The organism is Rhizobium leguminosarum, from assembly GCF_019798305.1.
Classification (GTDB): domain Bacteria; phylum Pseudomonadota; class Alphaproteobacteria; order Rhizobiales; family Rhizobiaceae; genus Rhizobium; species Rhizobium leguminosarum_U.
This window is the reverse complement of sequence record NZ_JAAXDD010000024.1, coordinates 26,386-47,720: the sequence shown is the minus strand read 5'-3', so window position 1 is coordinate 47,720 and position 21,335 is coordinate 26,386. Positions and strand designations below refer to the sequence as shown.

Here is a 21,335-nt window from a genome sequence, read left to right as displayed (position 1 = left end):
CAGTTTTGCGATAACGACATGCGTAAAAATAAGGACCTAAAGCGCGAGGAGTGCATCTGAAAGATCGCGACGCGCTTTAGGAGATCGTTCGAGGGCGATCCGGCCATGCCTGAGGCATGGCCGGCTGCTTACCCTTTGTTACTTTGCCGCGGCGCAGAGCTTTTCGCGGCTCGTCGACATCGCCGCCTTGGCCGAGAAACCGTAGGGCTCGATGATCTTGGCGAATTCGCCCGATTCCTTCAGCTTCTTCAGCTCGACATCGAAGGCGTCGCGCAGCGCAACGTCCTGCTTTCGGAAGGCCGCGCCATCGCAATAGACCGGCGCATTGACGACGGGAGCGACGGTTTCGAGGTTCGGATCGTTTGCCTTGGCCATCAGATCGTGGATCGAAAGAACCGGCAGCGAGTAGACGTCGATACGGCCGTCCTGCAGCATCTTGATGCCGCTCTGGCCATCCGGAACGACGATGACGCGATCACGCGGCACGCCGGCCTCGAGCGCCAGCTTCTCCTCGGTGCCGCCGCCCGGCGCGCCGATCTTGGCGTCCGGATTGTCGGCGATGTCCTTGTAGCTCGTCAGCTTGAGCGGATTGCCCTTCTTGAGAGCGAAAGCTTCGGCGTCGCAAAGGATCGGTTCGGAATAGGCGACGGCGTTGCAGCGCTCGGGCTTCATGAAGAGGCCTGCGGTGATCGCGTCGTGGCGGCCGGCCTGCAGGCCGGGGATCATCGCGCCATATTCCGAGATCGAGGCGACCACTTCCTTGATTCCCAGCTTTTCGAAGATTGCGCGCGCCACATCGGGTGCGGCGCCGGACACCTTGCCATCGGCGCCGACGGCGGTGAACGGCGGCTCGTTGGCGATGGCGATACGCGCAAAGCCTTGCTCCTTCAGCTGCTCGAGCTTGTCATCGGCGGCGGAGGCCGGGGCGGCCGTCATGACCAGAAGCACCGACAGGCTGGCGGCGCTCAAAAGATATCCTGTTTTCATCGTTCCCAACTCCTCTGATTTTCCTTGAGTTTTGTTCTTGCGGGCAATGTCTGAGTTCAGACGCGGTGCCCCGCCGCAATGATCTTGCGCAGGAAAGTCTGCGTCCTCTCCTGCGTCGGATTGCGAAAGATGTCGCTCGGCTTGCCTTCCTCGACGATCTTGCCGCGATCGAAGAACAGCACACGGTCGGCGAAATCATGGGCGAAGCCCATCTCATGGGTGACGAGAAGCATGGTCATGTCGGTCTCGGAGGCGAGCCGCCGCATGACGTTCAGCACCTCCTCGACCAGTTCCGGGTCGAGCGCCGAGGTCACCTCGTCGAACAGCATGATCTTCGGCGACAGCGCCAGCGCCCGGGCGATGGCGACGCGCTGCTTCTGCCCGCCGGAAAGTTGCGCCGGAACGCTCTTTGCCTTGTCGGCCAGGCCGACCATGTCGAGAAGCTCCATCGCCCGCTTTTCCGCCACGGGCCGCTTGATACCCTTGGTCAGCATCGGCGCCAGCGTCACGTTGTCGAGCACGCATTTATGCGGGAACAGATTGAAATGCTGAAAGACCATGCCGATCTTTTCGCGCATGCGATGCAGATGCCGTTCGTCGGCCGGCACCAGCCCGCTGCTACCAGGCATATGGTAGAGCTGTTCGCCGTCGACCTCGATATGGCCGCCGCTGATCGTCTCCAGCGTCATCAGAATACGCAGGATCGTCGTCTTGCCGGAGCCGGATGGCCCGATCAGCGCCAGCTTCTCGCCCGGCATGACATTCATCGACAGGCCGTCGAGCACGGTCAGCGGGCCGTATTTCTTGACGATGTTGTCGATGCGGATGATGGGCGGAAGCATTCATGTCTCTCCCTGTTGAGACAAGCAATGTCCTAACGATGACGGTCCATCAAAATCATGTCAATTCGTAAAATAATATCATGACAATTATTCTTTGCGCGCTCAAATACAAGGCATCGGCATCAGATCGCAAGCAGCAGCTCTTCCGGATTGCCTTGCGCCAATGAGGCGACGATGCCGAGCCCGGTCCGCAACTCGCTTTCCGTCGTCGAACCAAGCGAAATGCGCACGGCCGGCGTCCAGCCCTGATCGGCGGTGTGAAACGCTTTGCCAGGCGCGATCGCCACGCCGCGCAGCCTTGCCTGCGAAACAAACCCATCCTCGGTATGGTTGCCGGAGAGCGGCAGCCAGACGTGCAGGCTTTGCGGATGCGCCCGGTATTGCAGGCCGGCCAGCATCTCCGCCGCAATCGCGTGCCGGCTCAAAAGGGCGCGGCGCTGCCAGTTGACCAGTTCCATCGCCGTGCCGTCGCTGACCCAGCGGGTGGCGATCTCGGCCATGGCAGGCGTCGCCATCCAGTTGGAGACGAGATGCCGATTGGCGACGGCGGCGACATAGCGGTCAGGCGCGGTGAGATAGCCGATCCGCAAACCAGGAACGGTAATTTTCGTGAAGCTCGTAACGTAGAGTGTCCGCTCCGGCGCGAACGCGGCCATCGGCGGCGCACGACCCTCGACCATCGGACCGAGAATATCGTTTTCGATGATCGCGATATCATGTTTCGCAGCGACGGCGGCAAGCGCCTGCCTGCGCTCCGCGCTCATCAGCGCCGCCATCGGATTGATCACCGAGGGTTGCAGGAAGATGGCCCGGATCGGCCCTTTCCGGCAGGCCTCGTCGAGCGCCTCGGGGATCATGCCCTCCTCATCAATCGCCAGCCCTTCCAGATGCAGACCGAGATAAGTGGAGAGCGGCACCAGCGTATGATGGCTGATCGCTTCGGTCGCAACCGTCGAGCCGGGCGGGGCGACGCTCATCAGCGCCACCGTCATGCCCGATGTCGCACCGTTCGTCACGCTGATGTTCAGGGGCGACACCTCCAGCCCGCAGCGCGCCAGCCATTCCGTGGCGACGGCGCGGTGGCGCGGAAACACCATGTTCGGCCTGAATGAAAGGGCGGAGCTGGAGGGCAGGTTTTCCGAAAGCCAGCCGAACGCCTGCCGCAGCCTTTCCAGATGGATCTGCTCGCACACCGGCTTCAGGATCGACAGATCGATCACCTCGCCCAGCCGTTCCGGCAGATAGGGCGGCTCCGGCTCGCGCGGCCTGGTCTGGACGAAGCTGCCGCGTCCGATCTCGCCTGATATCAGCCCCCGGCGGATCAGCTCGTCATAGGCGCGGCTGACCGTCTGCACGGAAAGATGCAGGTCGTCCGCCATCTTGCGATGCGGCGGCAATTGTGTGCCGTCGGACAGCTTGCCGTCGGTGATCGCGTTTGCGATCTGTTCGGCAAGCGAGAGATAGGCCGGCCGGCGAAGTTGCGAGGGATCGGGGCGCCACTTTGTCATGACTTCAACACTGCTGAAAATCAGTTCAATTGACAATGCAAAAATGCGCTCCCATTGTCTTTTCCCTGCGTTTGAAATGATTTCTTTCTAAAGAAAGCACCATGAAGCTCGACGCCATCGACCTGCGCATTCTCGACGCCGTCCAGCGCGACGGCCGCATCACCAAACTGGCGCTGGCCGAAAAGGCCGGGCTGTCGCCGACGCCGTGCTGGATGCGGCTGCGCAAGCTCGAAAAGGCGGGCGTCATCACCGGCTATCACGCGCGCATCGCGCCGCGGCGGATCGCACCGGTCGCCAGCGTGATGATGGAAGTGACGCTCGCCAACCATCGCCAGGCGGATTTCGAACGCTTCGAGCGGGCCATCAGCGCAATCCCGGAGATCGTCGCCTGCTGGTCGGTCGGCGGCGGCGTCGATTACATCCTGAAGATCATCGCGCCCGATATCGATGCCTATCAGCGGCTGGTCGACGGGCTTCTCGACCGCGAACTCGGCATCGACCGCTACTTCACCTACATCGTCACCAAGACGGTGAAGGAGGACACAGTCCTTCCGGTCTCGTCCTTCACTGCCGCCGGCGAGGAACAGGCAGCGTCGTAGACAATCTCTCTGCCAGGCCGCCATCCTTTAGACCATCTCTCTCTTTTTGCATCCGCCAACAGACAATCTCTCGCCCGCTCCTGTGGAAGACTGACGTCAAGCGCCACGAGGAGACTTGATATGACCGCCGTTTTTGCCCGCCCCGCCTATCATGAGGCGCTTTCGCGGCTTGCCGACCGTCATCTCCTGCGCGATCTCGCCTATGTCGGCGGCCGCTGGATCGCCGGCCAATCAGGAAAAAGCTTCGAGGTCACCGATCCCGCCTCGTCGGCGACGCTGGCGTGGGTTGCAAGCCTTGGCGCCGATGAGACGGCGATGGCGATCGATGCTGCGTCGGAGGCTTTTGCCGGCTGGCGCGCAATGCTGCCGCAAAGCCGCGCGGCGATCCTGCGCAAATGGTTTGAGCTGATGCTTGCGGCCAAGGAGGATCTGGCGCTGATCATGACGCTCGAACAGGGCAAGCCGCTTGCGGAATCGCGTGGCGAGATCGATTACGCCGCCTCCTTCGTCGAATGGTATGCCGAGGAAGGCAAGCGGCTGAACGCCGAGAGCGTCACCAGCCATCTGCCCGGCGCGGAAATGATCGTCCGGCGCGAGGCGCTCGGCGTCGTCGGCATCGTCACGCCCTGGAATTTCCCCTCTGCCATGCTCACCCGAAAGGCTGCCGCAGCGCTGGCCGCCGGTTGCACGGTCGTTTCCCACCCCTCCTCCGAAACGCCGCTTTCGGCACTTGCCCTTGCCGAGCTTGGCGAACGGGCGGGCATTCCCGCCGGCGTCTTCAACGTGGTCACCGGCAATGCAGCAACGATCGTCGGGCGGATGTGCGCCGACAATCGCGTGCGCGCGATGAGCTTCACCGGCTCCACCGGGATTGGACGGCTGATTGCCGCCCAGTGCGCGCCGACCCTGAAGCGGCTGGTGATGGAACTCGGCGGCCACGCCCCGCTGATTATCTTCGACGACGCCGATATATCAAAGGCGGTCGAGATCGCCGTCAACGCCAAGTTCGCCACATCCGGCCAGGATTGCCTCGCCGCCAACCGCATCTTCGTCCAGCGGCGCATCGCCGATGCCTTCGCCAAGGCCTTCGCAGATCGCATTGCCGAACTGAAGGTCGGTCCGGGGCTCGAAGATCGCGCAGAGATCGGGCCGCTGATGCATGAACGCGCCGTCGCCAAGGTCGAGGAACAGGTCGCCGACGCGCTGGCGCATGGCGCGCGGCTCGTCACCGGCGGCAAGCGCCACAAGGCCGGCCGACTTTTCTACGAGCCGACGCTGCTGACCGATGTGCCGGCGGATGCGCTGATCATGCGCGAGGAGACTTTTGGGCCAGTGGCGGCCATGACCGTCTTCGATACGGAAGAAGAGGTCATCGCCCGCGCCAACGAAACCGAATACGGCCTCGTCGCCTATATCGTCACCGAGAACGGCGCCCGCCAGATGCGGCTCGGCCGCGCGCTGGAATACGGCATGGTCGCCGTCAACCGCGTAAAAATCACCGGCGGGCCTATTCCCTTCGGCGGCTGGAAGCAGTCCGGCCTCGGCCGCGAGGGTTCACGCCACGGGCTCGAAGCCTACACCGAACTCAAATATCTCTGCATCGACACGGCCGCCTGACCCCATTTCAAGTGAGCCCCATTTTCAAGAAAGAGGCTAGACATGCTCGACAGAAGCAACGAACTCACCGCCTGGGACCGCGATCACTTCTTCCATCCCTCGACCCATATGGGCGGGCATGCCCGCGGCGAGACGCCGACCCGTGTCGTCGCCGGCGGCGAAGGCGTCTACATCACCGACACGACAGGCCGCAAAAGCCTCGACGCCTTTGCCGGCCTCTATTGCGTCAATGTCGGCTACGGCCGCCAGAAGATTGCCGACGCGATCGCCGCACAGGCAAAGAACCTCGCCTATTACCATGCCTATGTCGGCCACGGCACGGAAGCCTCGATTAAGCTGACGAAGATGATCATCGACCGCGCGCCCGCCGGCATGAGCCGCGTCTATTTCGGTCTCTCCGGCTCGGATGCCAACGAGACCAACATCAAGCTCATCTGGTACTACAACAACATCCTCGGCCGTCCGGAGAAGAAGAAGATCATCTCGCGCTGGCGCGGTTATCACGGCTCCGGCGTCATGACCGGTAGCCTCACCGGCCTTGCCCTTTTTCACAACGCTTTCGATCTGCCGCGGGCACCGGTGCTGCACACCGAAGCACCCTATTATTTCCGCCGCCCCGACCAGTCGATGAGCGAGGAGCAGTTCTCGCAATATTGCGCCGACAAGCTCGAGGAGATGATCATCGCCGAAGGTCCGGAAACGGTCGCCGCCTTCATCGGCGAACCCATCCTCGGCACCGGCGGCATCGTGCCGCCGCCCAAAACCTACTGGCAGAAGATCCAGGCCGTGCTCGACAAATATGACATCCTCCTCGTTGCCGATGAAGTCGTCACCGGCTTCGGCCGCCTCGGTACGATGTTCGGCTCGGATCATTACGGCATGAAGCCGGACCTGATCACCATCGCCAAGGGCCTGACCTCGGCCTACGCTCCCCTTTCCGGCACGATCGTTTCGAACAAGATGTGGCAAGTCCTGGTGCAGGGTTCCGATCAGATGGGAGCGATCGGGCACGGCTGGACCTATTCCGCCCATCCGATCTGTGCTGCCGCAGGCATTGCCAATCTCGAACTGATCGACGAACTCGGCATTGTCGAAAATGCCGGCACGACCGGCACCTATTTCCGCTCGGAACTCGAGAAAGCCGTCGCCGGTCACCGAAACGTCGGCGAAGTCCGCGGCGACGGGCTGATGGCGGCCGTCGAATTCGTCGACGACAAGGACGACCGAAAGTTCTTCGATGCCGGTCGCAAGATCGGCCCGCAGGTCGCCTCTGCCCTCCTCGAACGCGGCGTCATCGGCCGCGCCATGCCGCAGGGCGATATCCTCGGCTTCGCCCCGCCGCTCTGCCTGACACGCGAGGAGGCCGACATCGTGGTCAAGGCCGCGGCAGATGCGATCGAAACCGTCTTCAAGAGCATCTAAGGGAGAAGAGCGGTATGACGATCCCGGAAAAGATGGCGGCCGTATTGCTCACCGGCCATGGCGGGTTAGACAAGCTCGTCTATGACAGGGACGTGCCCGTCCCGAGACCCGCGGACGGCGAGGTTCTGATCCGCGTCACGGCCTGCGGCATGAACAATACCGACGTCTGGGTCCGCCAAGGCGCCTATGGCACCGAGGACGATCCGTCTGCCGTCTCCACGTGGCGCAGGCAAGGCAATACGCTGACATTCCCGCGCATTCAGGGCACCGATACGGTCGGCCATATCGTCGCCGTCGGCGCCGGCGTTAATCCGGCACGCATCGGCGAACGCGTCATGGTCGACTTCTCGATCTACAACCGCGACGACGACAGCCTCGCTGACATCGATTACATGGGCCATGGCCGCGACGGCGGTTATGCCGAATACATGGCACTGCCGGCCGAGAACGCCCATGTCGTCGCAACAGATCTGACCGACGTCGAACTCGCCACCTTCTGCTGCGCCTATCTGACCGGCGAGCGCATGCTGGAACGGGCAAGGCTTGTCGCTGGTGAACGCGTCCTCGTGACCGGTGCCTCGGGCGGCGTCGGCTCGGCGATCATCCAGCTCGCGCGCGCCCGCGGTGCCATACCAATCGCGGTCGCAGGCCCCGGCAAGGAGGCGGCGATGCTCGATATCGGCGCCGAGGCGGTGGTGACCCGCGGCAAGGGCGATCTGGTCGAAGCCGTCCATGCCGCCAGCCGTGGCCAGCCGATCGATGTCGTCGCCGATCTCGTCGGCGGACCGCTGTTCAACGATCTCCTGAAGATCCTGCGCCCCGAGGGCCGCTACACGACAGCCGGCGCCATCGCCGGCCCGGTCGTCCAGCTCGATTTGCGGACCATGTATCTGAAACAGCTGGAGCTGCACGGCTCGAGCCAGGGAAGCCGCGCGGACTTCCGACGGATCGTCGGCTATATCGAAAGCCGGAAAATCCGGCCCCTCGTCGGCGGCGTCTATCCGCTGTCGGAATTCCACCGCGCGCAGACCGACTTCATGGCGAAGAACTTCGTGGGCAAATTGGTCGTGGCTCCCGACGAGAGATGATCCTTGCTTTCGCGGGCGAACCTTATCGGGTTTGCCGCGTTTCACGGCCATGGGATATCATCATGGCACTGGGCTTTCGCTGCGTCGGAATATTTCGCAGCAATGCGATGACATCCTTCCCGCGCCCTCACTGGAGGAGGCGGAGCGGTCGTTTACGCCAAAAGGTCGCTGATGCCAGCCTCCGCCAGCACGAAACACCTGACGTCCATCGAACTTGGAAGAATTCGGCGCGCCGTCGGCATAGCGCGCCTGATGGATACCGCGGTCAGATTGCCTGTCATCGGCGTTCGGATCGGTGCAGATTCGATTCTCGGCCTTATCCCGGCCGTCGGCGACATTGCCGCATCCCTCATCGGTCTTTTCATCATCGATGAGGCAAGACGCCTCGGCATTCCCAGCCACAAGCTCGCACGTATGGCCGTCAATCTCGGGATCGACGCCGCCGGCGGAACGGTTCCCCTCCTCGGCGATCTTTTCGACGTCTATTTCAAATCTCATCGCCGGAACGTCGGCATCATCCTCGACCACTTTGGGATCAGCGAAGACGAGCTGAACCGGCGCATTTGACGAAGCCGATCGTTTCGCTCAGCGATCACAATCCTTTGCAGTTCTTCCTCATCAGGAACCTATGCGGGGTTTTGGCGTTCGCCCTGTTTCAATCACCAAGTGCGAGACCGGCCCGTTGGATCAGAGCTCTCCTCCCAAAAGCGAAACGAAACGCCTGCAGGATCAATCCGCGGAAGATGATGCACGGCAGAATGACGGTACGGAGGAAGAGCGCCCTTCGCTGCTTCGCCGTCATCCATTTATGGTCCTCTGCAGCATCGCTGCCCTGTTGCTGCTGGCTGTCGCCGGCTATTTCATCTGGCTCGTCTATTTCCACCCCTACGAGACGACGGACGATGCCTTCGTCGATTCCCGCAGCTTCTCGGTGGCCGCAAAGGTTTCGGGTTATGTGTCGGACGTATCCGTGACGGATAATCAGCATGTGGCGTCAGGCGATCCGATCCTGAGGATCGATCCTCGCGACTACCAGATCGCGCTCGACGCGGCGAAGGGCCAGGTTGGCGTCGCCGAGGCGGCCATTTCAAGCGCCGAGGCGCAGATCGCAGCCGGCGATGCCGCTATCGACGAAGCCAAGGCGCAGCAGAATTCGGCAGCGGCCGCACTTCAGTACGCGCAGGACGAGGCCGATCGCCAGCAGCAGCTCGTCAAATCGGGCGCCGGTTCCGAACAGGCTGCGCAGCAGGCGACCTCCACGCTCAGGCAAAGCCGGGCAAGCCTGGCGCAGGCGCAAGCAAGCGTCACCTCGGCGCTGAAGAACAAGACAGCCGCCGAAGCGCAGAAGGCGAGCGCGATTGCCAGCCTCCGTCAGGCCCAAGCCCAGGTCGAGGCCGCCGAACAGAACCTCGCCGACACGACCATCACCGCAGCGCAGCCCGGTCGCATCGTTCGCCTTTCCGGTTCCAGGGGGCAATATATCCAAGCCGGCCAGGCCGTGTCGATGTTCGTTCCCGACGAGATCTGGGTGACTGCCAATTTCAAGGAGACGCAATTGACGGATATGCGCCCCGGCCAGCCGGTCGAGCTGACGATCGACGCCTATCCGAACAGACCGCTGAAGGGCCACGTCGATTCGGTCCAGCCGGGATCCGGCACCGCCTTTTCGCTGCTTCCTGCCGAGAACGCGACCGGCAACTACGTGAAGGTCATCCAGCGCGTTCCCGTCAAGATCGCCGTCGACGACTGGCCTCAGGACGTGGCGATCGGACCTGGAATGTCGGTGGTTCCGACGATAACGGTCCGCCCGAGGGATTGACGTGAGCGGCGCTGCGACCACCGCTGGCAGTGAGGCATCGCCGACACAAGCGGCAAACCCGTGGCTGATTGCTCTCATCGTCTCGCTCGCCACCTTCATGGAGGTGCTCGACACGACGATCGCCAACGTTGCTCTTCGCTACATATCCGGCGGTCTCGCCGTCAGCGCCGACGAAGCCTCATGGGTCGTCACCACCTATCTCGTCTCGAATGCCATCATCCTCGTCGCCAGCAGCTTCATCGCCAAACGCTATGGCCGGCGCCGCTTCTATCTCCTTTGTCTTGCGACCTTCACCATTGCCTCGATCCTCTGCGGCATGGCCTGGAACCTGGAATCGCTGCTGATCTTCCGAATGATCCAGGGGTTTGCCGGCGGCGGCATGGTGCCGATCTCGCAATCGATCCTCGCCGATTCATTCCCGCCGGAAAAACGCGGGCAGGGATTTGCGCTGTTCGGCGTTGCCGTCGTCGTTGCGCCGGTGATCGGCCCGACACTCGGCGGTTATCTCTCCGACAATTTCTCATGGCACTGGTGCTTCCTGATCAACGGCCCCGTCGGGCTCTTCGCCTTCGCGCTCGTCTATATGCTGGTGAAGGAGCCGGACTCGCTGAAGCGGGAGCGGGCGGAAATGCGCCGGACCGGTATCCGCTTCGATATCGTCGGGTTCCTGCTCGTCGCCACCTTTCTCGGCGCTCTGGAAGTAGCGCTCGACCGTGGACAGATCGAGGATTGGCTCGATTCCAGCTTAATCGTCGTCACGCTCGCAATCTGCATCCTCGCGCTTGCGGCCGCCATTCCCTGGCTGATGACGAAATCGAATCCGATCATCGACATCCACCTGCTGGCAAGCCGGCAGTTCGGATCCTGCTTCATCGTCATGCTGGCGACAGGTGCGATCCTGATCGCAACGACACAATTCGTCCCTGAGGTATTGCAGCAGAACTTCGGCTATACGGCCACCTGGGCCGGCCTTGCATTGTCGCCGGGCGGGTTCATGGCGATGGTCATGATGTTCGTGTCGGGCCGGCTCTCCTCCCGCATCCAGCCGAAATACCTGATCGCCGTCGGCACGGCGATCATCGCGGCGGCCATGTGGGACATGACGAGGATCCATGCCGATCTCAACTTCGGCTTCTTCGTCTGGTCGCGTATCTATCTCGGCCTCGGCCTGCCGCTGATCTTCATTCCGATCACCTCGGCATCCTATGACGGCCTGCGCCCCGACCAGACCGACCAGGCATCGGCGCTGATCAATGCCGCCCGCAACACCGGCGGCTCGATCGGCGTGTCGATCGCCTCGAACGTTCTTGCCCATCGCGAGCAATGGCACCAGAGCCGGCTCGTCGAAACCGTGGTGCCGTCCGACCCCGCCTACCAGCAGACGCTTCAAACCGCCGCGCAGCATTTCATGGACAGGGGTTCGACGATGGCGGATGCCCGAACGCAAGCAACCGCCTGGATCGGAGAGCAGGTTCAAACACAGGCGAGCTATCTTGCCTATATAGACGTCTTCCACACGCTCATGCTGATCTCCCTCTGCCTCATCCCTCTTGCCCTGATCCTGCGAAATATCGATCTGAAACAAGGCGGTGGCGGCTCGGGTCATGGCTGATGGCCAGATTGAGCATCTGTTCCACTAGCCGACATGGGCACCCCGATTTTATTGATGATCGACCGCAGGGATCTTTCCCGTCAGAAACGCCAGAGCCGCTGCGCCGACGAGGCCCGAGTTCTGATCCAATGCCGCCAGCATCACTCTGACATCCTTGAATGCCGGCATCGCCCATTGCGTGATGTAGCCTTGAATGCCCGGTTGGAGCCGGTCGAACTCGTGGGAAAGCCCGCCCCCCATCACGATTATATCGGGACTGAAGATATGGATCAGGCTGGTGAAACCGCGACCGAGAATTTCCGCTTCCTCGTCAACCAGTTGATTTGCCAGGCGATCGCCATCTCTCGCGGCGGCGAAAACGCTGCGGCTGTCGATGGCGCCGCCATCGCTGCCGATCGTCGTCCCGCTGGTTTCTATCGACCTCATTTGGGCGCGGCGCGCAAAAGCCGTTCCGGATCCGTAGGCCTCGAAACAACCTCTGTTGCCGCAGGGGCAAAGCTCTCCGTTCGGCACGACCGACATGTGCCCGACATGGGCTGCCATGCCCTTGCGGCCGCGCACGACGCGACCGTCCGACACAACGCCACCGCCAATGCCGGTGCTCACCGTGACATAGACCAGATTATCGAGCCCCTTGCCGGCTCCGAACTGCCACTCGCCGATGGCAGCGGCAATCGCATCATTCTCGAGGTCGACCGGAAACGGAAACCGCTTCTGCAATTCCGCCTTCAGCGGAAAGTCCACAAAGCCGGAGAGGGTCGGGATATTCGAGGCGACACCGGCGACCGTATCGAGCGGGCCCGGAGCGGATACGCCGACGCCCACCACCGAAGCGGGGTTCAATGCTGCAAGCAGTCCATCGGTCAAGCCGCAGATTTGGGCAAGCACCCGGTCGGGGCCTGCCAGCGCATCCGTCGGTTCGGCTGCACGCGCCAGGATCCTGCCGTGCTCGTCGACGAGGGCAGCGCGCACCTGCGTCCCACCGAGGTCGATTCCAATGGCAATCTGCTGCATGTGAAGACCATGAGTTAGAGTGCGCGCACCCATGCCATCCGCTCGTCGAGCGATGGCGCATTGAAAGCCAGGGAACCGAGGACAACCGTTTCCGCACCCGACTGGCGCAGAAGAGGCACGGTGTGCTCGCGAATACCGCCGTCGGCCGCCAGCACGATCCGATGCGCCGCACCGCAGCCGCCGATGATTTGCTTTGCCTGCTGAAGCCGCGCGCCGGCCTTCTCGTCGAGACCCTGGCCCTTCACGCCGATCGCCGTGCCGAGCAGCGTCACAAAGCGCAGCCGGGAAGCGTATTTCTCGATCCGCTCGACTGGGGTATCGACCTTGAGGACCATGCCGGTGGCCACACCGCGGCGATCGAGAAGATCGAGAGCCTCGTCGGCGACGCTTTCGTTTTCGACATGAAGACTGATCAGGTCGCTGCCCGCATCGGCGAACTGCTCGATCTGCGACAGGAGGATGCTGTCGGTGACCATCAGGTGAACATGGATCGGGCGCGCGGACACTTTGCGCACGCCGGCAACAAGATCAGGGAAAAACAACATGGCCGGTGCGAAATGGCCATCGGCGACATCGATGTGGAGAATGTCGACGTGAGGATCGACACGCGCGAGATCGTCCGCCAGACGCACGAGATCGGCCGACCAGACGGAGAATTCGGCAATCAGGCGATCCTTCGGAAGATCCGCGATCCAGGTCTTGGAGGGGGGTGTCATTGTTTCAGAGCTCCTTCAGAAAATTGCCCATGGCAAGCCGGAAGTCGGCGACGTATTGCGGGCGGCTCTCGGTCTTCGATGTGATCTGCACCAAACGCGCGCCGGCAATCCGCTCGGCAAGAGCATGCGCGTAGGCGAAAGGATGAATGCTGTCGCGATCATGGCCGATAACCAGCGTCGGCACGGTGAGATTGCCGACCTCCTCGTCGGTCACATCGGGACCATCATTGGAAATCCTGGTGAGCAGTTCGGCGGTCACATCCAAAGGAGAGCGGGAGAAAAAGCCGGCGAGCGAGGCCAGATTGTCCGGCGCCTCGGCGGCGAGCCGCACGCCAACCGGCCCGGCAAGGAAGGCGGTCTTCGCCTCATCCGGCGGCAGAGTTTTCAAAAGATGCCCGACTTCGGCGTTGGGTGCCATATTCTCCGGCGCGGATGCTGTCAGCCAGGCCGGCCTTGCGATGATCAGAGCCTTGACAAGATCCGGTCGCTTGACCGCGAGACGTAAAGCGATCGCCGCGCCCATCGAGATGCCGCCGATCACGATCGGCGGCGTAAGGTTTTTTTCGATACAGGCGGCGATATCATCGCAGAAGGTCGCGATCGATAGCTGCTCCAGATTGCCGGCTTGGGAATGGCCGTGGCCCCGGGCTTCGATCGTGACCCGGCGAAAACCTGCGTCGAGCGGAAAGACTTCGTCGGTCTGCGCCGCGTCGCCGCATAAGCCGTGCTGGAACATGACGGACGCGCCCTCGCCCGCCACATCCACATTGAGAATGGTCCCGTCGCTGGTTTCGAACGGTTGGGCCCGTTTCATTTTCCTGCCCCCGCAGCTTCGCCGCCGAGACTGCTCTTCAGGAAGGCCGCCGCACCGGCCGCCTCCGAGGCCGAAAGACCATGCGTGACGAGACTGCCCTTAAAACCGATCGCCTTGAGACGGCCGAGATAATGCGCGTAGTCGAGCACACCCTTGCCGGCAGTCGCAAAACTACCGTCCGGATTGCGATCTTTCGCATGCGCCATGACGATCCGATCGGCCAGAAGCTCGATGGCGGAAGAGACAATGCTCCGCTGCTCATCCAGCGTCGCGACCTCGAAGAGATTGGCCGGATCAAGCACGATCTTGATGCGGGGGCTCTTCAATGCCGCGATCAGCCGATTGGCTTTCTCGGCCGAGTTGACGACATTGGCAAGCTCGGGCTCGATGCCGAGATCGACATCGTAGCGCTCGGCGATCTCAATCGCCGCGCCCATGGCCCCGAGGAGATCCCGCCAGGCCTCCGGCGTGTCGTTGTCGGCATGCGCCTTCCACTGATCGATGGGGTCGCGTGTGCCGGTGCAGAGCGTGATCAAGGTCGTCGACATGCCGGCGCAGCGCGCGGCCAGCGTCGCCAGTCTGCGAAGGCCGGCCTCGCGCACGGCGGGGTCCGGATGGATCATGTTGAAAGTGCCGGAAACGGCAACAATCTCGACGCCGCTCTCGCGCGCCGCTTCGGCGACCAAGCGGGCCTGGGCTTCCGTGATGATCTCCGGCATCGGCGCAAGGCCCGAGCAGGCCATATTGTATTGTGCGCAGGTGAACCCGGCTGCGGCGGCCGCATTGAGAACGGTCAAGGGTTCCGTTCCCTCGAACGTCTTTGCAAAGATGCCGAGCTTCATCACACGCCACCCGTGACGTCGGATAGCGCAACCGCCTTGCCGCTTTCGACGGAGCGCGCAACGGCGACCATGGCGCGGACCGATGCCAGGCCATCATCGATGTCGGCGCCTTCCATCACGGCGCCATCCAGAATAGTGCGGGCGAAGCCTTCGACCTGACGGCGATAGAAATGGCCGTCGGCACCGAGAACGCGATGGGTCGCGCCGTCCGCCTCTCGGAAAATGTCCACCTCGCTGGTCTTGTAGTACCACGGGTTATAGGTCTTGCCCAAAATGCTTCCGTTCTTGCCGTAGATCTGAAAGCCTTCGTGCCAGTCCATGCGCACCTGGACGGTGAGATCGAGATGGCCGAGTGTGCCGGAGGCAAATTCCACGTCCACGAACCAGCACCAGATACCGGCTCGCTCGGACAGACGAGCGTTGACGGAAACGATGTCGCCGGCGAAATACCGTGCCGTGTCGATCAGATGGCAACCGTGCGCAAGCATATAGTAGCGCCGCAGGTCGGCCTTCGGATTGGTGGAGGGTTTCTTCGCATCGGCGCTGGTGACGATCAGCGGTTGGACCGCATCGGTCATCGGATAGCGGTGCGTGCTGTCGCAATACCATGCTTTGAGAGCGACCATCTCGCCCATTTCGTCGCGGATGAAGGACTTGGCAGCTTGAAGCCCTGCGTCGAAACGCTTCATGTGCCCGACCTGAAACACCTTTCCAGACTTGCCGACCGCGGCCTTCAGTTCAAGGCATTCCTCGATGGTGACGCCGACCGGCTTTTCACAGAGGACATGCTTGCCCGCCTGAAGGGCGCGAAGGGAAGCCGGGACGTGAAAGGCATCGGCCGTCGCGATGACCACGGCATCGAGGTCGGGATCGGCCAGCATCTGATCGTAATCGCTATAGGTTTTTTCCGCCCCGTGGGTGATGGCCATGCGTTCGCGGAGATCCTCGGCGACGTCGCAAATCGCATAGAGGTCGGCATTAGCTGCCTTGGTGCAGCTCTCGAAATGCGCGGCCTGGGCAATCTGGCCCGCTCCCAATACGCCGATGCGGAGACGTCGTTCCTGTTTTGCTGGCATCGATAAGCCCTTTGGATCGGATATTGAAGATGAATGCTGGTTTCGGCGTCGGATGGAATGCTTTCAAGACATCGAACGTTGCCGGCGTCTTCTGGCCGGACCGCCACCGACGTGTCGGCTCACCCTCGTCACTTCACAGCGCCATATGTGTTTGAGGGTTGAAAAAGTGAAGTTTCGCCGGGTCGATGGCCAGATCGATCGATTGGCCCGTCTCGACCGCGCTGACCGCTTCGAACCGCGCGACGGCGTTGGCGGCCCCGCTCAGGTCCTCGACGGCATCGGGATCGCCCGAATCGATGCGGACCGCGTCGATCTTCAAATGCACGATCAACTCGGAGCCGAGCTCTTCGATCGACTTCACGACAACCGGGATCGTCGGATGGGAGGCTCCTGATGGCAACCGGCTGTCGTAGAGGTCCTCGGGCCTGACCCCAAAGATCACGTCCTTTCCCTCGAAAGCGGATAGACCGGGAGCGCGCTCGAAGGCGCCGCCGGACAAGGGAATGGAGAAGCCCGGCAGATGGATCCGTCCGCTCGCCAGACGCCCTTCGAAAAGGTTCATCGACGGCGAACCGATAAAGCCCGCGACAAACGCATTGACCGGGCGGTGATACAGAGCCTTGGGCGTATCCACCTGCTGAAGGACACCGCCCTTCAGCACCGCGACTCGATCGCCCATGGTCAGCGCTTCGGTCTGGTCGTGCGTCACATAGATCGTCGTCACGCCCAGCTGTCTCTGCAGGCTTGCGATCTCTGCCCGCATCTGAACCCGCAGCTTCGCATCGAGGTTCGACAGCGGTTCGTCCATGAGGAATGCCGCAGGCTCGCGGACCATGGCGCGGCCCATCGCAACGCGCTGGCGCTGGCCGCCGGAGAGCTGCGCGGGCTTGTTGCCCAGCAAGGGCTCCAGCTGCAGGATCTTGGCGATCTCATGCACCCGCTTGGTGCGTTCGGCCTTGTTCTTTCCGGCCAGCTTCATCGAAAAGGCGATGTTGTCGAAGACGGTCATGTGCGGATAAAGCGCATAGCTCTGAAAGACCATGGCAATGTCGCGGTCCTTGGGCGCGAGATCCACGACGTCCTGACCGCCGATGCTCAATGTTCCGCTGCTGATTTCCTCGAGCCCGGCAATCATGCGCAGAGCGGTCGATTTTCCGCATCCGGACGGCCCGACCAGAATCAGAAACTCGCCATCATGGATCGTCAGGCTCAGATCCTTGATTGCATGGTAGCTGTTTCCATAGGTCTTGCAGATTTTGTCGAGTACAACCACAGCCACGTCTCGTCCTCCCGTACCAGTCCGGATCACATCTTCCAACGGCGCTCCCCGCCGTCTCCGATCCTTTCGACAAGAAGGCTCAGGACTGAGCTTCAAAGTCAACAGAAGAATCGAGGCGAATTCGCCACAGATCACCAGCAATTTCTCATATCCATTTGAAAGATAAATGTCTTTTTCAATAAATCAAAAATCAATTGCGGAACTATATTTTTTATCGCGCGTAATTTTTTGATCGAAGCGCGGCTGTTGGAAGATCGCTCGATGCGATTCAATGACACGTCACCTGTGAGGCTCTGTTGGGGCGGTCGACCGGAGCCGGCACTCATCGCCGCTCGCGCTCATTCTTGACATCCTGGCATCGGGAGCGGCGCAGGCGCATTCTCCGCCGCCATCCATGCCATGCACTTCTGGTGATCCGGCAGGCCTCTGCGCCCTCCCCGAGCGGTCACGGAAATGGCGGCCGCCGCCGTGGCATAGGCAGTGCAATCAAGCGGGCTCTTACCCCTGGCGAGGGCAAGGGCGTAGGCACCGTGAAAACAGTCACCGGCGCCGGTCGTGTCGACCGCCTGAACCTGATAGGCCGGCACATGCCATCGGATGGCATCGCCTTTCTGGCGGAGATAGGTCCCTCGTTCGCCATCGGTGAGGACAACAGCAGACCGATCCCCGGACCAGAGCTTGTCCAGGATCATCGCTGGATCATCCTCGCCGGTGTATTCCTGCGCAAAGGCAAGCGGCAGCACCAGATGATCGGCGAAAGCCAGGATCCGGTCGGTCGCGGCACCGACCGTCCATTCGATATCGGCTATCACGGCAAGGCCCAAAGCGCGTGCGCGCGCCACGACACTTTCGGAGTGCGTGGCGTAGCCATCGATCAGCAGTACCGGGGCCTGCATCAAAACATCGTCGGGCAGCGCATCCGACGTGCCGTGCAGCACATCGTCATCATAAGCGATGAACCGGTCGCCGTCGGGACCGACCGTTATCACGGAGCGGATCGCCGCGGCATCAGCGTGGCGGGGAGCCAGCGATATGTCGACGCCGTCCCGCTCGAGCTCGCTGCCCGCCACGTCGGCCGTCGACTCATCGCCGAGCCAGCCGATGAAGCCGGCCTGACCGCCGAGCCGGGCGACGGCAACAAGGGCCGTCGCCACGTTGCCGCCATGGTCCGTGGCGCGTTTCGTCACCTTCCCTTTGCCGGCCGTCAGCTCCCGATCGACATAGATGATGTCATCGATTGCCAGGGCGCCGAAGCCCAGAACCTGGAAAGGGCGCGACACGTCTCAAGCACCGGCCGCCGCCAGCGCATCCTCCGGCGTCATCCCCTTATGAATGACGAACTTGAAGGCGCGCGCGGCCATGGTCGTATCGCCGTGGCCCCAGAGGTTGCGACCGACGACCGCGCCTTTGGCTCCAGCGCGCAATGCTTCCGACGTCTGGACGAGCGCGCCGAGCAGCGTATCGGTCTTCGGGCCGCCCGCGATCACGACCGGGATCGGGCAGGTCGCAACGGTCTCGCGGAAGGACTCGAAGTCGCCGGTGTAGCCGACCTTGATCACGTCGACGCCGGCCTCGAAGCCGATGCGTACCGCATAGGCAATCTCGTCCGGGGTGAACACGATCTTGCCGCCGTCGGAGAAATCGCGGGGATAGACATGGGCGACGACCGGCATTTCGAAGCGGGCGGCGGCGTTGACCGTATCGGTGAGCCAGCGGATATACTCTCCTTCGGTAGCGCCGCGCACGGGGATGGCGACAGCCAGAGCGTCCGCACCATAACGCACCGCGTCTTCCGGGGTCGCAATGAGCTGACGAATGCGGTCGTCAGCGGTGAAGCAACCACCCTGAATGACCAAGGCTGCCTTTCCGGCATATTCCGACCAGAGGTGGCGCGCCGCGCCAGGCTGAATGCTGATGTAGTCGGGGCCTCCCGCCATGACGCGTCTCAGCGCACCCGGCAGATCGGCAAGCCCGCCCTCACGCACATTGCCGTAACCGACAAAATGATCGACAGCGCCTCCGAACAAATTCCCCGATGGGTTCGAGAACAGGCGTGCGAGGCGGATTTTGGTTCCGAGACCCATGGCGATACTTCCCTTGTGATTGCCGGCTTTGTGATTGCAGGCTTGCGATTGCCGGCACCGATGCTGGAAAAACCCTAACTCGAAAACAAACAAACATTCAATATTTCGATTTCTTTCGTTTTTACACGAATGATGAATTCTTGACGTGCATTTTTGTCCTCGAACGGCTATTTCTGCAGCACGAGTCGTGGAATGAGACGGCGAACTTTCGTTTTTCACAAGTCGCATTGTTGCAAATAACGGCAGTCGGGATCACATATGCTTGCAGAACAGAGGCGGCAGCAGATCATGCTGGAACTTCAACGGGTCGGCCAGGCACGCACCCGCCAGCTCGCGGAATTCTTCGACGTCTCGGAAGTGACGATCCGCTCCGACCTTGAAATCATGGACGCCAAGAAGCAGCTGATCAAAACACATGGCGGGGCAATCGCCCTGCCGTCCGACTCGCCGGCAGCGGCCTTCGAGGAACGCATGCAGCGCAATTTCGATGCGAAGCGACGCATCGCCCAGATGGCTGCGCGACAGATCATCGATAACCAGTCGATCGTCTTCGACAGCGGTTCGACGCTGCTGCAGGTGGCCATGCAGATGCCACCGGTCAGCAACGTCGTGGTTGCGACAACGGCGATGAACATCGCGCAGCATCTGATGTACCGGCCAGGGCTCGACGTGCACATGATCGGCGGCCGCGTGTTTCCCAGTACCGTGAGCACGATCGTACAGGACTCCGACAAGGCGGTCGGCGGTCTCGTCGCCCACCAGGCCTTCGTCGGCGCCCACGCGATCGATCAGGCCTTCGACGTCGTCGACGTTTCCGAGGACGTGGCGCGGACTAAGCGCAACCTGGTTCGCATGGCCCGGCGTGTTGTCCTCGTGGCGGATTCGAGTAAATTTGACATCGGCGCTTCCTCCAAAGCCTTCTCGCTGTCGCGTGTCGACCTGATCATCACCGACAGCAACATGCCGCACAGCATTCGCCACAGGCTCGACAAGCTGGGCGTGGAGGTTCGCTACGCGTGACCTGCAGTCCACCTCTCCACTTTAGAAGAAATCCGGGAGGAGCTTGGGCGCCGGCCAGTGGCTTCGGCCGACGCGGGGGAAAACAAGATGAGCTAGAACCCCAGACGTCGAAGCGTCTCGCGGTTCGTGCGAACGGCGGCTGCAGGATCGGTTCCGGCATGGTCCGATTCTTCTTCCACGATGATCCAGCCGATAAACTTCGGCGCGTCCTGAACGGCCAAAATCACGGCAGGCACGTCGCAGACACCTTCGCCGAGCATCGCCCAGAGCCCACCGGCGTCGACATCCTTCAGATGCACATAGCGGATCCGGTCCCGGTGGGCCGCCAGCGTATCGCCGATCTGCTGGCCGCCACGCAGGATATGGCCGGTATCCGGCACCCAACCCACACTTGGATCCAAGAGAGCAAACAGGCGATCATAGTCGTTCCGGGTGAAGAGCAGTGTATTGTGGTGCGAGGAAGGATGGACAGCTACAGTGACGCCAGCCGACTGGCCAATCTCGGTCGCACGATTGTAGCACTCGGCCGCGATGGCGAACTTCTCGTCGCGCGGACCATCCGAGACGACCGTCGCCGACCCCATCGAGACCATCGCACCGGGAAAGTTCGCCGCGAAATCGACCCACCGACGCGCCGTGTCGAGATCGGAGGCAATCTTTTCCGCCACCGTGAAGCCGCTGGCGGAGCCGAAGGCAAAAGAAACCAGCGCCAAACCGGCATCCGTCAGGGTGCGGGCGAAGTCGGCAGGCTTGAGCGCGTAGTGACCGATCATCGTGTCGGTGATTTCGATGCCGGCATATCCACCGTCGGCGACGGCGCGCACCAGATCGTCCGGACCGCCGCCCCAACCGGTACCCAGCATCTCCCAGGTGAATGTCTGGCAGCCGATCTGCAGCTCAGCATTTTTCATATCTTGGTCCTGACCCATCCGTTGACGACAGCCGAAGCCGACAGCGCGCACGCAATCCTCGGAAGCTTCGCCGGCCTTGCCGAAA

Annotated in this window: 20 protein-coding genes; 8 read left to right on the top strand and 12 right to left on the bottom strand. The window is 62.0% G+C overall.

Annotation, left to right across the window (positions count from 1 at the left end):
* Positions 1-138 precede the first annotated feature (138 nt).
* From ehuB to HFO99_RS30815, 3 genes are all read right to left on the bottom strand, one after another.
* Complete coding sequence (gene ehuB / locus HFO99_RS30825; RefSeq protein WP_025397304.1) at positions 139-987, bottom strand: ectoine/hydroxyectoine ABC transporter substrate-binding protein EhuB; 849 nt, start codon at positions 985-987, stop codon at positions 139-141.
* 56 nt (positions 988-1,043) lie between these two features.
* Positions 1,044-1,829 carry an ectoine/hydroxyectoine ABC transporter ATP-binding protein EhuA gene (ehuA, locus tag HFO99_RS30820; protein WP_020047070.1) on the bottom strand — a complete coding sequence of 262 codons (786 nt, stop codon included), beginning with the start codon at positions 1,827-1,829 and terminating at the stop codon, positions 1,044-1,046.
* Positions 1,830-1,951: 122 nt separating this feature from the next.
* Entirely contained in the window at positions 1,952-3,337 is a 1,386-nt protein-coding gene (locus HFO99_RS30815) for a PLP-dependent aminotransferase family protein (RefSeq protein ID WP_222307284.1), read from the bottom strand.
* 101 nt (positions 3,338-3,438) lie between these two features.
* Between HFO99_RS30815 and HFO99_RS30810 the strand changes: the two genes are divergently transcribed.
* From HFO99_RS30810 to HFO99_RS30780, 7 genes are all read left to right on the top strand, one after another.
* Complete coding sequence (locus HFO99_RS30810; protein ID WP_222331971.1) at positions 3,439-3,936, top strand: Lrp/AsnC family transcriptional regulator; 498 nt, start codon at positions 3,439-3,441, stop codon at positions 3,934-3,936.
* 120 nt (positions 3,937-4,056) lie between these two features.
* The gene (locus tag HFO99_RS30805; protein WP_222331970.1) at positions 4,057-5,553 is read left to right on the top strand and encodes an NAD-dependent succinate-semialdehyde dehydrogenase; all 1,497 of its coding nucleotides are present in this window, start codon (positions 4,057-4,059) and stop codon (positions 5,551-5,553) included.
* 42 nt (positions 5,554-5,595) lie between these two features.
* The gene (locus HFO99_RS30800) at positions 5,596-6,975 is read left to right on the top strand and encodes an aspartate aminotransferase family protein (protein ID WP_222331969.1); all 1,380 of its coding nucleotides are present in this window, start codon (positions 5,596-5,598) and stop codon (positions 6,973-6,975) included.
* Positions 6,976-6,989: 14 nt separating this feature from the next.
* Entirely contained in the window at positions 6,990-8,063 is a 1,074-nt protein-coding gene (locus HFO99_RS30795) for an alcohol dehydrogenase family protein (protein WP_222365481.1), read from the top strand.
* 171 nt (positions 8,064-8,234) lie between these two features.
* Positions 8,235-8,630, top strand: a complete 396-nt coding sequence (locus HFO99_RS30790) for a DUF4112 domain-containing protein (RefSeq protein WP_179039432.1) — start codon at positions 8,235-8,237, stop codon at positions 8,628-8,630.
* A 115-nt stretch (positions 8,631-8,745) separates the two neighbouring features.
* On the top strand, positions 8,746-9,882 hold the full coding sequence (locus HFO99_RS30785; protein ID WP_261323411.1) for an HlyD family secretion protein: 1,137 nt from the start codon (positions 8,746-8,748) through the stop codon (positions 9,880-9,882).
* 1 nt (position 9,883) lies between these two features.
* The gene (locus HFO99_RS30780) at positions 9,884-11,494 is read left to right on the top strand and encodes a DHA2 family efflux MFS transporter permease subunit (protein WP_222365479.1); all 1,611 of its coding nucleotides are present in this window, start codon (positions 9,884-9,886) and stop codon (positions 11,492-11,494) included.
* A gap of 48 nt (positions 11,495-11,542) precedes the next feature.
* Here HFO99_RS30780 and HFO99_RS30775 read toward each other — a convergent pair whose 3' ends face one another.
* The 8 genes from HFO99_RS30775 to HFO99_RS30740 form a co-directional block, all read right to left on the bottom strand.
* Positions 11,543-12,508 carry an ROK family protein gene (locus HFO99_RS30775; RefSeq protein WP_222365503.1) on the bottom strand — a complete coding sequence of 322 codons (966 nt, stop codon included), beginning with the start codon at positions 12,506-12,508 and terminating at the stop codon, positions 11,543-11,545.
* 14 nt (positions 12,509-12,522) lie between these two features.
* Positions 12,523-13,224 (bottom strand): ribulose-phosphate 3-epimerase, encoded by a 702-nt coding sequence (locus HFO99_RS30770; RefSeq protein WP_222274694.1) that lies wholly within the window; start codon positions 13,222-13,224, stop codon positions 12,523-12,525.
* Between the two features lie 4 nt (positions 13,225-13,228).
* Entirely contained in the window at positions 13,229-14,038 is an 810-nt protein-coding gene (locus HFO99_RS30765) for an alpha/beta fold hydrolase (RefSeq protein WP_222365478.1), read from the bottom strand.
* Positions 14,035-14,880 (bottom strand): sugar phosphate isomerase/epimerase family protein, encoded by an 846-nt coding sequence (locus tag HFO99_RS30760; protein WP_222274696.1) that lies wholly within the window; start codon positions 14,878-14,880, stop codon positions 14,035-14,037. Before HFO99_RS30760 ends, HFO99_RS30765 begins: the two co-directional genes overlap by 4 nt.
* Positions 14,880-15,956 carry a Gfo/Idh/MocA family protein gene (locus HFO99_RS30755; RefSeq protein ID WP_222274697.1) on the bottom strand — a complete coding sequence of 359 codons (1,077 nt, stop codon included), beginning with the start codon at positions 15,954-15,956 and terminating at the stop codon, positions 14,880-14,882. The genes HFO99_RS30760 and HFO99_RS30755 overlap by 1 nt, the downstream gene beginning before the upstream one ends.
* Positions 15,957-16,089: 133 nt before the next feature.
* Positions 16,090-17,235, bottom strand: coding sequence for an ABC transporter ATP-binding protein (locus tag HFO99_RS30750; RefSeq protein WP_020047087.1), 1,146 nt, complete (start codon positions 17,233-17,235; stop codon positions 16,090-16,092).
* Between the two features lie 338 nt (positions 17,236-17,573).
* The gene (locus HFO99_RS30745; RefSeq protein WP_222365477.1) at positions 17,574-18,515 is read right to left on the bottom strand and encodes a PfkB family carbohydrate kinase; all 942 of its coding nucleotides are present in this window, start codon (positions 18,513-18,515) and stop codon (positions 17,574-17,576) included.
* Between the two features lie 3 nt (positions 18,516-18,518).
* Positions 18,519-19,319, bottom strand: coding sequence for a class I fructose-bisphosphate aldolase (locus tag HFO99_RS30740; RefSeq protein WP_163872586.1), 801 nt, complete (start codon positions 19,317-19,319; stop codon positions 18,519-18,521).
* Positions 19,320-19,577: 258 nt separating this feature from the next.
* Between HFO99_RS30740 and HFO99_RS30735 the strand changes: the two genes are divergently transcribed.
* The gene (locus HFO99_RS30735) at positions 19,578-20,339 is read left to right on the top strand and encodes a DeoR/GlpR family DNA-binding transcription regulator (RefSeq protein ID WP_221939794.1); all 762 of its coding nucleotides are present in this window, start codon (positions 19,578-19,580) and stop codon (positions 20,337-20,339) included.
* Between the two features lie 92 nt (positions 20,340-20,431).
* Here the strand turns inward: HFO99_RS30735 and HFO99_RS30730 are convergent, their stop codons facing one another.
* Positions 20,432-21,250, bottom strand: coding sequence for a sugar phosphate isomerase/epimerase family protein (locus tag HFO99_RS30730; protein WP_222274702.1), 819 nt, complete (start codon positions 21,248-21,250; stop codon positions 20,432-20,434).
* Between the last annotated feature and the right edge of the window lie 85 nt (positions 21,251-21,335).

Bases quoted from the DNA above. Each gene is read 5' to 3' on its own strand.
- HFO99_RS30810 (WP_222331971.1), top strand. From the start codon at position 3,439: ATGAAGCTCGACGCCATCGACCTGCGCATTCTCGACGCCGTCCAGCGC.
- HFO99_RS30765 (WP_222365478.1), bottom strand. From the start codon at position 14,038: ATGAAACGGGCCCAACCGTTCGAAACCAGCGACGGGACCATTCTCAAT.
- HFO99_RS30790 (WP_179039432.1), top strand. From the start codon at position 8,235: ATGCCAGCCTCCGCCAGCACGAAACACCTGACGTCCATCGAACTTGGA.
- HFO99_RS30800 (WP_222331969.1), top strand. From the start codon at position 5,596: ATGCTCGACAGAAGCAACGAACTCACCGCCTGGGACCGCGATCACTTC.
- HFO99_RS30795 (WP_222365481.1), top strand. From the start codon at position 6,990: ATGACGATCCCGGAAAAGATGGCGGCCGTATTGCTCACCGGCCATGGC.
- ehuA (WP_020047070.1), bottom strand. From the start codon at position 1,829: ATGCTTCCGCCCATCATCCGCATCGACAACATCGTCAAGAAATACGGC.
- HFO99_RS30730 (WP_222274702.1), bottom strand. From the start codon at position 21,250: ATGAAAAATGCTGAGCTGCAGATCGGCTGCCAGACATTCACCTGGGAG.
- ehuB (WP_025397304.1), bottom strand. From the start codon at position 987: ATGAAAACAGGATATCTTTTGAGCGCCGCCAGCCTGTCGGTGCTTCTG.
- HFO99_RS30775 (WP_222365503.1), bottom strand. From the start codon at position 12,508: ATGCAGCAGATTGCCATTGGAATCGACCTCGGTGGGACGCAGGTGCGC.
- HFO99_RS30740 (WP_163872586.1), bottom strand. From the start codon at position 19,319: ATGGGTCTCGGAACCAAAATCCGCCTCGCACGCCTGTTCTCGAACCCA.
- HFO99_RS30755 (WP_222274697.1), bottom strand. From the start codon at position 15,956: ATGCCAGCAAAACAGGAACGACGTCTCCGCATCGGCGTATTGGGAGCG.
- HFO99_RS30760 (WP_222274696.1), bottom strand. From the start codon at position 14,880: ATGAAGCTCGGCATCTTTGCAAAGACGTTCGAGGGAACGGAACCCTTG.
- HFO99_RS30805 (WP_222331970.1), top strand. From the start codon at position 4,057: ATGACCGCCGTTTTTGCCCGCCCCGCCTATCATGAGGCGCTTTCGCGG.
- HFO99_RS30770 (WP_222274694.1), bottom strand. From the start codon at position 13,224: ATGACACCCCCCTCCAAGACCTGGATCGCGGATCTTCCGAAGGATCGC.
- HFO99_RS30815 (WP_222307284.1), bottom strand. From the start codon at position 3,337: ATGACAAAGTGGCGCCCCGATCCCTCGCAACTTCGCCGGCCGGCCTAT.
- HFO99_RS30735 (WP_221939794.1), top strand. From the start codon at position 19,578: ATGCTTGCAGAACAGAGGCGGCAGCAGATCATGCTGGAACTTCAACGG.